This is a genomic window from Enterobacter sp. Sphag1F (assembly GCF_014193275.1).
GTDB lineage: Bacteria > Pseudomonadota > Gammaproteobacteria > Enterobacterales > Enterobacteriaceae > Pantoea > Pantoea symbiotica.
The window spans coordinates 482,248-496,050 of sequence record NZ_JACHZD010000001.1 but is presented as its reverse complement, the minus strand read 5'-3'; the positions used below and the strand labels follow the sequence as shown (position 1 = coordinate 496,050).

Genomic DNA, 13,803 nt, shown 5'->3' with positions numbered 1-13,803 from the left:
AATTAAGATCAGGTTTCGACTCCCTCTTAATAAATGCTGATAGGTCAAGGGAGTAATTGTTAATCGAAATTATACTTTTTTTAAACATTAAATTTAGGTTAGTTGCTTTAGTAAAAGGCGTCATAACCTTTACCATTCTGAGCGAATGGACGCCCCGCTTACGTGGCATTTTAAAAGGATTTAACCATGAGCAAAACGGCCATCCCCTTCTTCAGTCACAGCCATCACCGACTGAAGGTCACCGACAGCGCCTCCCCGCTGGGCGTACTCAGCTTTGAAGGCGCAGAAGCGCTGAGTGTGCCGTTCAGCTGGAAAATCATCTTCACCAGCGTTGATAAAAATATCAGCCGCGAAGCCATGCTGATGAAAACCGCCTCGCTGACCCTGCAGCCATCACCGCAGAGCCTCGCCGACCTGCTGCGCAAGGCTAATCCGCTGCGCGTGGTGCAGGGCGTGGTCACCGGCTTTGATATGCTCGGCATGTCGGCCGATGAGGCGCGCTACGCCATCACGCTGCAGCCGCGCCTCGCGCTGCTGGCGCGCACCCGGCAGAACGCCATCTGGCAGGATGCGTCGGTGCCGCAGATTGTCGAATCCATCCTGCGCGACCGCCACGGCATGCGCGGTCAGGACTTCGTGTTTGCCCTCAGCCGCGACTACCCGAAGCGCGAGCAGGTAATGCAGTTTGACGAAGACGACCTGCGCTTCGTCTCGCGCCTGCTGGCGGAAGTGGGCATCTGGTTCCGCTTCACTACCGACACGCGCCTTAACATCGACGTGGTGGAGTTTTACGACGGCCCGCAGGGCTATGAAACCGGCCTGACGCTGCCCGCCGTGCCGCCGTCCGGCCTGCACGATAACGGCGTGGAGTCGGTGTGGGAGATGGAAAGCCGCTTCCGGGTGGTGGAGAAAACCGTCAGCACCCGCGACTACAACTACCGCGACGCCACTGCCGACATGAACGCGCAGGCCGACGTCACCGGCGGCGACGACACCACCTGTGGCGAAGCCTATCACTGGGCGGATAACTACCTGCAGGCGGGCGAGGCGTACAGCGCGACTCCCGCCACAGAAAGCGGTGCGTTCTACGCCCGGCTGCGCCACGAGCGCTACCTCAACGGCCAGACGCGGCTCAGCGCCAAATCCAGCTGTGCTTCGCTGATGCCCGGCGTGGTGGTGCGCGCCAGCGGCAGCAACGCGGCGGAGGTGTTTCGCATCGGCGTGGTTATCACCTCGCTGGTCTGCCGCGCGGCGCGCGACAGCAGCATGGAAACCGCGTTTCACGGCATCCCGGCGGAAGGCCGCTACGGCTATCGCCCGGAACCGGCACCGCGCCCGGTGATGGCGGGCACCTTACCGGCGCGCATCACCAGCACCACCACCAACGACACTTATGGGCACATTGACCGCGACGGCCGCTATCGCGTCAGCATGCTGTTTGACCGTGCGGGCTGGGAAAGCGGGCATGAAAGCCTGTGGGTGCGCCAGTCGCGCCCGTTCGCCGGCGACACCTACGGCCTGCACCTGCCGCTGCTGGCGGGCACCGAGGTGGCAATTGGCTTTGAGCACGGCAATCCGGACCGTCCGTACATCGCGGGCGTGCTGCATGACTCATCGCGCGCCGACCACGTCACCATCCGCAACTACAGGCGCAATGTGCTGCGCACGCCCGCCTACAACAAGCTGCGCCTCGACGACACGCGCGGCCAGGAGCACATCAAGCTCAGCACTGAATACGGTGGCAAAAGCCAGCTCAACCTCGGTCATCTGGTGGACGGCGAACGCCAGCCGCGCGGCGAAGGCTTCGAGCTGCGCACCGACAGCTGGGGCGCCATCCGCGCAAACAAAGGGCTGTTTATCAGCGCGGACGGGCAGGCGGCGGCAAAGGGGCAGCAGAAAGACATGCAGGCGGCGCTGGGCAACCTCAACCAGGCGCGCGAGCAGATGGCGGAGATATCCGGCGACGCGCAGAAGGCCACGGCAAACCCGGCAGACCTGCGCGCGCAGATAGCGTTACTGGAGCAGCAGGTGCAGGCGCTGAAAAAGTCGGTGCTGCTGCTGAGCGCACCGGACGGCATAGCGCTGACCAGCGGCGGGCATCTGCAGCTCTCCGCAACGCAGAATCTGGTGGCGACGGCGGGCAACAATGCCGACGTCAGCGTAATGAAAAACCTGTTCATCGGGGTGGGCAACGCGCTGAGCGTGTTCGTACGAAAGCTGGGCATAAAGCTGATTGCCAATCAGGGGCCGGTACAGCTGCAGGCGCAGAACGATCTGCTGGAGCTGCTGGCGCGCAGGGAAATCAGCATCGTCAGCACCGAAGATGAAATCAAAATCATCGCGAAAAAGAAGATCACGCTGAACGGCGGCGGGAGTTATATCACGTTAGATGCCAATGCGATCGAGTCTGCTACTGCAGGAGATTACCGCACGCAAGCGGGCCAGTATGTCCGGCTGGAACAGGCGAGCAATCCGGAAGAATTCCCAAGCCTGGCCGTAATAAAAAAAGAGCCTTCGGGCAAATTTACCTTTTCCTGACAGGGAGTCACTAAATGATCATCAGTCCACCCATTTTAAAAGCCAAATCTGCTACAGAAACGGATGCCGCATGGATTAGTCGTGTGATGGCTTCTGACGTACACCGAGGTTTTCCTGTTAGTGCAGCCGGTTCATGGCATGGCGGAATTCATATTAAACATACGGATAACAGCAGTAGCCCAGAAAAAGTTAGGGCAATTGCAGATGGCAAGGTCGTATCTTTTCGCACTCCTGCCAATGACGAAGCAAAATGTGCTGAGCCATTGAATCTGAATGGTGCAACTGACAATGGTTATGTGTTGCTGAAACATGAAACGGAAATTGGCAGTGGTGAAAACGGCAAGGTGGTTTTTTACTCGTTATATATGCATTTGAAATCACTTAACGCAGCCATTAAAAGTGATGCTCTGATATATCGTAAGGATGCATTAGGAACATCTGGCATGGTGGATGGAGAAAATGCCTTCCACTTTCAGATATTTTGTGACGATGACAACATTGAAAAATTAACCGGAAGAAAGACGCAGAAACTGGATATCACCCGTGATGGTCGAACCGATGCTGTTTATGGCGATATTCATTTTGTTTTGCCTGTCGGGACAAAATTTTATAATAAAACACCCGAGAACAATAGCACTGCCACTGAAGGTCTTAGTGAATTACATACCAGTACGGTACCTTTGTATGCCAGCATGACTCTGGCTAAAGGAAGTTGCACCGTGGTAACGAGGCAGGAGGATGAAAATGTTGAAGGGCGCTTTTTTACGGTCGGTGAAGCGCTTATTGATGTTGATGAAAAAGAATATGAATATAATCTTTATAAAACCGCTAAGTCTCGTTATAAAAATTGCCCAAGTGCAGGTTATGAATTACTAAGATTTGGAAGGGTTATAAATGTAGATCATGAAAAGTTGGTTCCGGCAGATGCACCTTTATGGATGACGATAAACTATCCAGGGGGGAAAGGTGTCGTCAATTTTGCTGTTGATACAATCAAAAAATTCAGTGATGCTGATTTTCCTCATTGGATGGGATGGAATCTAATTGATGATGACTGTGATACAAATAGTCAGTGCAATTCAGAAGTTTTAAAAAAAATGCAAGAAGGAGATTTTTATACCGAAATTAAAGGGGGGGTGATTTGTAAGTTTCCTTTTGAATGGGGGTTCGGGACTTTTGAATCTCGTTTTTCATGGCTTAAGAAAGCTAATGAGGAAAGAGTTGGAATGAACAGTAGCGATTATGACGAGTTTAAAAATCATGTTGAGGCGCTATGCTTTGATGGAAATGGCCATCCATCTGAAAAAGTTTGGAGCTTTGAACCAAAAGCATTTATTGAACACTTTAGACGATGTGGGTGGATGGATTGTAGGTTAATTAAAGAAGTAATGACTGAAAATACTAACAAAAAATCAAAGGTGACAATAAATGACATTGAGATGATTACGGAAGAATATTATTTGGATATTAATATAATTATGAGGAAGTATAACTTATTTAATCTTAATAGGATTAGCCATTTCCTAGGGCAAGGAGCTGTGGAATCCGGATATCTGCTGTCTATGCAAGAAGTCAGTCAAATACAAATTTTAGATAATGGAGTGCAAAAGGGAGGGCGAATAGTGGATAATTCTACCTTAAATGAAACTTCTGAATTGGGTCATTGGTATGGTTCTGAAGATGCAGAAATAGATAATTATTATTCAGGAAAAAAATATAACTCTCGTGGAGGATATATAGCTGGATCCTATAGTTGGAAAAATGGTAACTGTGGTGATCTTGATGCTCAAAAATTTCGTGGCAGGGGTTTTAAAATGTTAACTGGTTTAGATACATACTCAAGCTATTGGGTATATCGGGGCTGGCTTAACAAAGATGATTATGATAGCTCATGGTGGACTGATTCAGAATATAAGAAGAAAAATAAAGCTAAAATGAAAAAAAGACCACCAAATATTGATTCACCCCATAAAATTACAGAAAATGCTTACAATTGTATTGATACAGGTGGTTTTTTTATTTGCTGTTTTAAAAAGGGTGTAATTAAAGTAATGGATGCGGATAAGTTGAATAACTCAGATGATGATATTATCGCATTGAGTGTGACGTCTTTAATAAATGGTGCAGATTTGGGATTGGCACAACGAAAAACTGCAACGAAAAGAGCAAAGGAGTTGATTGGTGATGACTTTTAATAATCCTAAGTTGATGTTTATATTTTTTTTGGTTATTTCATTCTCTTCATGGGGAGAGTCTTATAATAAAATAAATATCGATGGATTAGAAATACAGTTAAGTAGAAAAGAATATGGGGTAATGAATGTATTAAATACTATCAACGATTCAAAGTATTCGTGTGCGATTAAAAACTGGCAAAAGACTATGAGTTCGGGTGCGGGTATTATATCTTTGACAAGTGATAAGGTTGGAGTGCTAATTGCGCCTGGCAATAAATACTTAAAAGTTAATGATATTAAATTCTGCCATGGAAAATCGTTACAATTTTACGATATCCCTTTTATTGATTCAAAAATCGCTTCTGTAGTGGATGTGAATTTTAAAGAGGAGTTAATATTAGCATTAGTGGTTATTGATGCGCATTTCAGGACTTATCAAGCAATAATCTCGACTTTTAATGGGGAAGAAAATATTTTATCAGGTAAAGGCTTTTGGCAGGATTTATCGTCAGGAGAACATGATGTTGATGACTCTTTTTCTACAGGTAAATCAATTTACATTGGGAAAATATCACTTGATGGGAAGTATGTGGCACCATATGATGTGGATTGTACAACGAATTCATTTCCTGGCGTTTGGGATATAAAAAAGAAGGTTAAAGTCATATTCAAAAATGACATTGATAATCAAAGGAAATGTAACTCCCTTTTTTATTGATTTCGGATGAGTAAGTGTTGCTTAAATGAATTTTTAAAAAAAACGGTAATGAAATTTATCTTGCTAATGGTTAGCAGTTTGAGTGATTTCATAAAATGATAGTTAGCTCGAAAATAGAATCAATATGTTCACAAATGATCTCTGCAACTAATTGTTTAAAGAAGTTGTTGAATGTATTTTGCTCTTTCATTTATCCTTTTTATGGCTGCGCCGCTGTCGCATGCAAAAGACATTTACTATTGTTGGACTATAAAATTCAATAGTGTTGAATTTGATTATTCAAAAATTAAAAAAGCATCTCTTAAAACAGATTGTCGCGATAATCCAGTGCCAATTTACTTCAAAGGGCTTAAGGACTATTTTAATCTGACACCAAAAGCTTATGCTACAGGCGGCGCTAGTTACCTGATTTGGGATAAAGTGAGTAAAAACTATCGATATGATGAAGATGAACTTAAAAAGACCATTCAAAACATTACTGATAAAGAACAAAAGTATAAATATCTATCTAATCTGATTCCCAGTGTAAATATATATTATTATCCTCGGCCTAACGGAGCGCTGGTTATTTCAGATGTTATTTTTCAAGACAAAAAAGACAATGATGTCAGTATAATCAAAGATGCTTTCTTTTACTCGAAGGATAACCATGCCGCTGTATATGGTTCTCAACCCACGAAGTTTAAAGAAAAAAATAAAATTATTTTTTTGAAAGCTGTCAATAATCTCTTCAATACTATGGCTATTGATTGGGGTTAAATTTAGGCCGGCAAATGCCAAGATGAAAGAATTGGATGTTTCCTTCAATTATTCAAGATCTGTATCTTATATATATTAAATAAAAGTGGATAAAGTAAATAACAAGTTATTCGGATTCGGTGGCAAAGTTAAATCAAACAATGATGAGGGTGGTGGACGATGAAAGATATTATTATTTTTTTTTGGTTTTTTTTTATCGAGTTATAGCTATTCAGGATCGGTGGGCGGCATAACACTTTTCGTACAGCCTACAACAAATGCTAAAAATATAAAGTATGTATTTGATGGATATTTTAGAAATTATTATGGTGTTGATAATCCTAAAACTCCATCATGTACACCGGATGACTATGTACCTTACATTAGTACTGTATATTTGAATACGATTCCAAAAGATATTGATAGTAACCTAATAGATAGTGCAATTGATTCTGATTTGTCCAGAAAAGAGTTGGCTAAGAAACTCAGCAATTTTCAAGATGACCGAGTGTCAGGTTTCAATGGTGCAATGATATACGATTTGAAAGATGAGAGTGTCATAATTTATACTTTCGATCTTTCATCACCAAATGAAATTCGTAAAACTATTATAAAAAAAGAAAGAATAATTTCATCCGATGATATGGGGAATGCCATTTGTAAGTCTATCGAAGGTAAAATCCTTCCATCTGAACCCTGAATAATATCTTTTTATAAGTCAATTAATGGATGATACATAGAGGATTATTAACGAAGTGCTTTTATTAAGTAAGTTTATGAGGTGTTAATGAAAAAAATTTCAGCTGTAATCTTGTTAATATTACCTGCGTTTAACTCTGCTGCAGAGGAAAGCACTTTCAAAGCCGCCTGGACTGACAGCAATGGCAACAACGTGGTAAATCTTAATGTCAGAAATGGTCTAAAAGGAGAGGATGTTGGTTCCATTTATCTTTCTGGTGAAGGGATCATAAATGATGTGCAAAGCTGGAAAGTACGCGATGCAGTAGAAGCCTGTCCAGTTGACTACGATATCACCATTTATCCCGAGACCTTTGAGTTTATTGATTTACAAGATCATGGAGGGAATTATTTATTGTTTGCATATCGATTACTTTGTGTAGGTGGAGTAGATCCCGGCGAGATTAAATATTTGGCTTATCAGGATGGAAAGAAGTACGCATTACGAGGTGAGGAAAAAATAATTACACCAGATGAGAATACTTACGGAGGTGAAGATCCTCCAAAACCTGACTATAACCTCAGAAATAACAAACCACTCCTGAATTACATGCTTAATAAATGGCCATCTTTTTCTATTCGACTTTACTAGCGATTACAGAGAACCAGTTGGCCGAGCGTTCATATGCAAAATAAAAAATACTCATTAAAAAAACTGCCACCCATATCACCTCGGCCTCAACCCATAAAATTCGGGCGCTGGCTGGTCCTGCTGGCTATTCTAATGGTCTTGAGCACAGTAACTACCCGATTATTAGGGCAATCCATCGAGAGTCACATATTATGGTGGCTGGCTATCGGCGGTGGCATAGCGCTTTGGATAATAATATTTGGCAGCTATCTACTTGTCTGGCTGGCAGGGAATATTATTGCCAATGGGAAGGATAATCAGCGTGAGCGGTGGCTGCTTTATGAGACCCAAAAGAGTCGTCGAGCGCTGCAAATTCTGGCAGCAGAGTATCTGACCTGTCATTCACCGGATATTTATCATCCCACGCCGCTGGAAGCGCTTATGGAAAATAGCGGTGCAAGACGGGCACAGAGTGACCGAAAGGGAAACGGTGGTGTGAATCACAGTCAGATTGCCTCGCAGGCGTTTGATAAGCCGCATGCAGTGATGTGCCATACCATTAATCATCTGCTGTCTTCCATTATTCCGCAACTTGAAAAGCTGGATACCAAGAAGACAATAAAAATAGCGCTGAATATTTCCTCTTCTGTCAGCATCCGAGAAGTAAAAAACGAAATCACTCATGTCTTTCACGAAGCCGAATTAACTCACCCAATTGAATTTATTGCCGGAGAGGGTGTTGCAGTAATTAACCAGTGGCTGAATGAACAATTCACCGACGACGCGCTACTCCTGGTTATCGCCCTACAGATTGATCCTCCAATGGTAAAAGACAGCGCGGAAGCTGGCGTGGCACTGCTGCTCGGCAACCGAATGACGCAACACACGATCAGCCCGGCGGCTCTGCTGCACCGCCCAGACCTCAATACGGATAACGATCTCGCCACATGTTTGAAACAGGCGGCGGACAATGTCCCGCTTGAAAGTGGTCTGGTGCAGCATCTGTGGATCGCTGGCGTGACGGAAGAGCAATACCTGTCCACTTTCAGCGTTTTGAAGGCGTTTCCGGTTGAAGCCGTGGAAACGGAAAACGTGATTACCCCGGATATATCAATCGGCCATGCTGGAGCCGCTGCGCCCTGGCTGGCAATAGCGGCTGCATTCCAGGCCGCAACACTGACCCATCGTCCCCAGATGATTATTACCGGGGACACTTCAACGGATGACATGTGGAGCGTGGCGGTTTCGCCCGTTACGCCGCCGCACGAGAGGGATACTTGAAACGCTTCTTATCAAAATTAATGCCCAAATCAGCCGAGTTCTGGTTCGGGCTGATCATGCTGTTGCTCTCTGCACTGGCTTTGCTGGCGTGGTTTGTGTGCTGGCAACATCCAGAAAGCGTCAGCCTGGTTAACGAAAGTACAATTCAGCAGCGCTGGATGGCGGCTTCGCTGACTCTCGCCGTGATTTGTTTCCTGATTGCTGTCATTGGTATCCTGCTGATGCGTCAGGCCGGAAAATCAGCCTTTGATGCGCAGTTGAAAGGCGTCAATGGTGATGATGTTCTCGTACCGAAGAAAGACGCGACCTCGACGTCTCCTGCGCAAGCCATGCTGAAGGAGCTTAAACAGCATCTGCGTAGCCGCTATCAGTTTTTCTGGCGCGGCAAGGTTCGTGTGCTACTGGTGACCGGTGAAGAGGCAGCCGTTGAGGCGCTGGTTCCCGGCTTATCGAACCGGCAATGGCTGGAAGGTAATCGCACCGTACTGATTTACGGTGGTAGCCTGAGCAGCGAGCCAGATCTCGAAATACTTGCAGCAACACGCAAATTGCGCCGCAGCCGCCCACTTGATGGCATTGTTCATCTGCTAGAGCCGGATGAAACGCTATCGCCTAAGCAGAGTGATGTTTATCGCCGTTCGCTGGAAAAAATCAGTGCTGCATTGCGCTGGCAGGCGCCCATCTGGCTGTGGCAACTCAGCCAAAGTGCGTGGTCGCAGGACGAACGTGAACAAAACGCGCCGGGGCTGACTTTCAGCGCCCGCTCAATTCCCGAAGACGTAAGCACACAGATTGAAAACCTCATCCCGCTGCTGCGCGAGCAGGGCATGACGCAGATTTCGCAACAGCGCAGCCATGACTGGTTGCTGCGCCTGTCTCAGCAACTCGCCGATCAAAACCAGCAATGGCAGCAGCGTCTGGCGCCGTGGTTTGCATCTCAGCGCAAAATGCCGTTGCGCGGGCTGGTATTCAGTCTGCCGGAGAGAGCGCATGCTTCAGCGAGCGTGCATCCACATGCGCTAAGCGATAGCGCATTGTGGCAGGGCATCAGCCAGGACAAAATGCGCGGCAGGCGCACCGGTTTGCCCTGGGAACAGACGCTAGCGTGGGCGCTGATGGGGGTAATGCTGCTGTGGGGCTCAGGAATGATGGTGTCGTTTGGCATCAACCGTTATCAGATTGTCAGTGCTGCGGAAAAAGCACAGACGCTAGTGTCGAATCCCGCCGTTAATGATCAGCAGCTGATTTCCCTGCACGGCCTGCGCAACGATCTTGGCCTGCAGCAATATTGGCTGGCGCACCGCTCGCCGTGGTATCAGCGATTTGGGCTGAGCCACACGCAGGAACTGCATGCCGCGTTGTTACCGTGGTATGCCGTGGCGGGCAACCGCTTAATTCGCGATCCCGCGCGAGCAGCACTTGAAGCGAAACTGACGCGGCTGGCTGATCTACCGCCCGCCAGCCCGCTGCGCGCCACGCTGGCACAACCGGGTTATGACCAGCTCAAAGCCTGGCTGATGATGTCGCGCCCAAACCGTTCCGAGCCCGATTTCTTTGTTCAAACCATGAAGGCAGTGCAGCCGGAGCGTAACGGCATTTCTACGGCGTTGTGGCAGAGTCTGTCACCGGATTTGTGGTTCTTTTACGCCGCGAATCTTTCTCAGCAACCAACGTGGGGCATCAAGGCCGATGCGGCTTTACTGGCTCAGGTGCGTCAGGTGCTGCTGCAACAGATTGGTCAACGCAACGCCGAAAGCACGCTATATCAGAACGTTCTGCAGGCCGTGCGCCGCAACTATGCGGATGTTTCACTGGAAGATATGGCACCCGGCACCGATCCGCGTCGCCTGTTTACCAGCGATGAAACGGTGCCGGGCATGTTCACCCGCCAGGCGTGGGAAGGCGGCGTACGTCAGGAAATTGAGAAGGCGGCGAGTGCGCGGCGTGATCAGATTGACTGGGTGCTGAGTGACAGCCGCAGTGCGGTTTCTCAGGATGTTTCCCCGGAAGCACTTCAGGCGCGTCTGACGCAACGCTACTTCACCGATTTCGCTGCCAGCTGGCTGAATTTCCTCAATAGCCTGCGCCTCAATCCGGCGAACAATATCGCAGACGTTACCGATCAACTGACGCTGCTCAGCGATGTGCGTCAGTCGCCGCTGATTGCTCTGATGAACACGGTGGCTTGGCAGGGACAAACCGGACAGAAGCGCGCAGCGCTGTCGGATACGCTGATTAACTCGGCCAAAGATCTCATTAGCCAGAAAGAGAAACCGGCGATTGATCAGCAGGTCAGCGGACCTGAAGGCCCGCTGGATGCCACTTTTGGCCCACTGCTGGCACTGATGGGTAAAAGCAGCGGTGCACAGTTGATGGCTGCCGACAGCACGCTAAGCCTGCAAACCTTCCTTACTCGAATAACTCGCGTGCGCCTGCGTTTACAGCAGGTTGCGGCTGCGCCAGACCCTCAGGAGATGCTGCAAACACTGGCGCAAACGGTATTCCAGGGCAAAAGCGTCGATCTCACCGATACGCAGCAGTACGGCAGCCTGATGGCGGCGAGTCTGGGCGAAGAGTGGAGTGGATTTGGTCAGACATTTTTTGTCCAGCCGCTGAACCAGGCGTGGGAAACCATCCTGGAGCCTTCTGCTGTCAGCCTCAATGCACAATGGAAACGTTCGATCGTCGAAAACTGGCGCACTGCATTTGACGGACGCTATCCGTTTGCAGCCAGCAATAGTGATGCATCACTACCCATGTTGGCCGAGTTCATTCGAAAAGATGCTGGACGCATCGACAGCTTCCTTAGCGGTCGCCTCGGTGGTGTGCTGCAGAAAGAGGGCAGTCGCTGGGTGCCGGACAGTGCGCACAGTCAGGGATTAACCTTTAACCCGGCCTTCCTTAAAGCGGTGAATCAGTTGCGTGAACTGGCGGATATCCTGTTCACCGACGGCACGCAGGGGATTAGCTTTGAACTTCAGGGGCGTCCGACACCTGATGTGGTGAAAACCGAGTTGAAAATCGACGGGCAGATGCTGAGCTATTTTAACCAGATGGCGGAATGGCAGGCGATGCGCTGGCCAGGCGAGAACTTAAAACCCGGCACGCTGCTCACCTGGACAGGTGTGGGTAATGGAGGGCAGATTTACGGTGATTACAGCGGAACCTGGGGCTTTATCCGCTGGTTAGAGCAAGGTAAGCGTCAGCGGCTGGATCGCAGCCAGTGGATGCTGAACTTTGCCACACCGGATAAACGCAACCTGCAATGGGTGCTGCGCACGCAGATGAGCAATGGCCCGCTGGCGCTGCTGCGGCTGCGTGGATTTGCGCTGCCAGACGAGATATTCAGTGTTGATGCGGTTTCCGCCTCGCAATCGATGGCACCGCGCGAAGCGGCAATGGATGAAATACCCACAGACATGGATGGAGCGGAATAATGGCGGACATTAATGTATTAATCGGCGCGTGTGGAGCCGAAGTTTCTACGCTGCGGGCTGATGCTCAGCAGCGCCTGAATCATTGGTCAAACTGGTTACAACCTATCGCGGCAGAAGCGCCTTGCGGTGCAGATCCCGCCTATGACGACCAGTTTTTGTTGATCCGTGAAGAGGTCAACAAACTCTCCGGCATTGATACTGCGTTAATCACTTCACTGACGGAGCCACTGCTTAATTCTGTCAGCAAAGATATTCGCATCATTACCTTTTATCTCTGGGCGCGGCTGCATCAGGATGGCGAAACCGGATTGGCTGAAGGCGTTGAATTACTGGCGGCGGCGTTGCAGCACTTCGGCACTGAACTCCATCCGCAGCGTCCGCGCAGCAGACAAGCCGCACTCGCCTGGTTAGGTAGTGCGCGCATGCTGGACAGTTTATCGCTGTGGCCGGAAGCCGATTTAGATTGTACCCGACGTATTTGCGGTGGCTTGCTGCTGGTAAGCGAAGCATTGCAGGAGGACGAGCGTACGACAATTCAGCCTCTGATTAACGCGCTGGAGATCAGGCTGGCCCAGAACGGGGGCGCTGACGCGATGGTTCCACAGCACAGTGCTGAAGAATTTAATACCGGACGTGATATTGATGCGTCATCACTCAAGCCAGTTAATTCAGGTGAAAATCTCAAAGCGCAGGCCAAAGTATTGGCGACTTATCTGCGCGAACAACCAGGTGGATGGTTAGCCGCGCATCATTTGATGAAGAGTGTGCGCTGGGACACCATGACACAGCTTCCTGCGTTAGGTGCTGGCGGCAATACGCGCCTGCTGACACCGAAACCCGAGCACCGCGCACATTTAAAACGTCTTTATCTGCAACAAAGCTGGCTTGAACTAATTGAGCTGACGGACTCGCTGTTCAGCCAGGCAACTAATCATCTGTGGCTCGATTTGCAATGGTATGCGTGGGAAGCACTGACCCGCAGTAATAAAGAAAGCACTCTGGCGACCATTATCGAACAGGATCTCAATGCGCTGCTGCTGCGTTTACCAGGGCTGGAAACGCTGACCTTCGCCGACGGCACACCGTTTGCTGATGACGTCACACTCAACTGGATCGCTCAACGTGTCACTGGCGGCGGAGCTTATCATGAGCCAGAAACGATGGTTAACGGCAGTCAGCCGGAAAGCGATGTGCTTTCACTTGAAGCTGAAGCACTGGAAAAAGCGGATGCGGAAGGTGTGGATGCGGCGTTGTATTGGCTGCAATTGCGGCCGGGTGTCAGTAGCGTGCGCGATCAATGGTTGTTGCGCCTGTTAATGGCTCGGGTATGCGAACAGTTTGGTCGCAACGATATGGCGCTGCATTTGCTGGGAGAATTGAATACCCAAGCAGATGGACTGACATTACCGCAGTGGTCACCTGACTTAATGTTCGAAGTGCGTGCGCGCAGGCTCAAACTGCTGCGAGTGAAAGCCGCCCGGGGCGAGAGCGACAGAGTTCGGCTGCAACCAGAAATGGACGCGCTGCTCTCGGGATTGATCACTATCGATCCTGCCCGTGCCGCCGTGTTGTGCGGTTAAGCCACAACAACTACTCAGGGAGTGA

At 49.0% G+C, this 13,803-nt stretch carries 9 protein-coding genes; all 9 read left to right on the top strand.

All coding sequences use genetic code 11. The features are described from left to right. Nucleotides 1-186 precede the first annotated feature (186 nt). Nucleotides 187-2,538: a type VI secretion system tip protein VgrG gene (gene vgrG / locus FHW71_RS02270; protein WP_179450351.1), complete on the top strand. Its 2,352-nt coding sequence runs from the start codon at nt 187-189 to the stop codon at nt 2,536-2,538. 14 nt (nt 2,539-2,552) lie between these two features. After that, a complete protein-coding gene (locus FHW71_RS02265) occupies nt 2,553-4,733 on the top strand; it encodes a M23 family metallopeptidase (RefSeq protein WP_179450353.1) in 2,181 nt (726 codons plus the stop codon). Further along, nucleotides 4,720-5,433 carry a hypothetical protein gene (locus FHW71_RS02260; protein WP_179450355.1) on the top strand — a complete coding sequence of 238 codons (714 nt, stop codon included), beginning with the start codon at nt 4,720-4,722 and terminating at the stop codon, nt 5,431-5,433. Before FHW71_RS02265 ends, FHW71_RS02260 begins: the two co-directional genes overlap by 14 nt. Nucleotides 5,434-5,604: 171 nt before the next feature. Continuing rightward, nucleotides 5,605-6,192: a hypothetical protein gene (locus tag FHW71_RS02255; RefSeq protein ID WP_179450357.1), complete on the top strand. Its 588-nt coding sequence runs from the start codon at nt 5,605-5,607 to the stop codon at nt 6,190-6,192. Between the two features lie 220 nt (nt 6,193-6,412). Further along, a complete protein-coding gene (locus tag FHW71_RS02250) occupies nt 6,413-6,871 on the top strand; it encodes a hypothetical protein (protein ID WP_218889016.1) in 459 nt (152 codons plus the stop codon). Nucleotides 6,872-6,958: 87 nt separating this feature from the next. Next, nucleotides 6,959-7,501, top strand: a complete 543-nt coding sequence (locus FHW71_RS02245; RefSeq protein ID WP_179450359.1) for a M949_RS01915 family surface polysaccharide biosynthesis protein — start codon at nt 6,959-6,961, stop codon at nt 7,499-7,501. Between the two features lie 33 nt (nt 7,502-7,534). Further along, nucleotides 7,535-8,761 carry a hypothetical protein gene (locus tag FHW71_RS02240; RefSeq protein WP_179450362.1) on the top strand — a complete coding sequence of 409 codons (1,227 nt, stop codon included), beginning with the start codon at nt 7,535-7,537 and terminating at the stop codon, nt 8,759-8,761. Nucleotides 8,762-8,781: 20 nt separating this feature from the next. After that, nucleotides 8,782-12,198, top strand: a complete 3,417-nt coding sequence (locus FHW71_RS02235) for an ImcF-related family protein (protein ID WP_179450364.1) — start codon at nt 8,782-8,784, stop codon at nt 12,196-12,198. Continuing rightward, the gene (gene tssA / locus FHW71_RS02230) at nt 12,198-13,778 is read left to right on the top strand and encodes a type VI secretion system protein TssA (protein WP_179450366.1); all 1,581 of its coding nucleotides are present in this window, start codon (nt 12,198-12,200) and stop codon (nt 13,776-13,778) included. Before FHW71_RS02235 ends, tssA begins: the two co-directional genes overlap by 1 nt. The last annotated feature ends 25 nt before the right edge of the window (nt 13,779-13,803 follow it).

What these genes read in the sequence shown, in the direction of transcription:
- FHW71_RS02245 (WP_179450359.1), top strand. Translation starts at nt 6,959, where the DNA reads ATGAAAAAAATTTCAGCTGTAATCTTGTTAATATTACCTGCGTTTAAC.
- vgrG (WP_179450351.1), top strand. Translation starts at nt 187, where the DNA reads ATGAGCAAAACGGCCATCCCCTTCTTCAGTCACAGCCATCACCGACTG.
- FHW71_RS02255 (WP_179450357.1), top strand. Translation starts at nt 5,605, where the DNA reads ATGTATTTTGCTCTTTCATTTATCCTTTTTATGGCTGCGCCGCTGTCG.
- tssA (WP_179450366.1), top strand. Translation starts at nt 12,198, where the DNA reads ATGGCGGACATTAATGTATTAATCGGCGCGTGTGGAGCCGAAGTTTCT.
- FHW71_RS02235 (WP_179450364.1), top strand. Translation starts at nt 8,782, where the DNA reads ATGCCCAAATCAGCCGAGTTCTGGTTCGGGCTGATCATGCTGTTGCTC.
- FHW71_RS02265 (WP_179450353.1), top strand. Translation starts at nt 2,553, where the DNA reads ATGATCATCAGTCCACCCATTTTAAAAGCCAAATCTGCTACAGAAACG.
- FHW71_RS02240 (WP_179450362.1), top strand. Translation starts at nt 7,535, where the DNA reads ATGCAAAATAAAAAATACTCATTAAAAAAACTGCCACCCATATCACCT.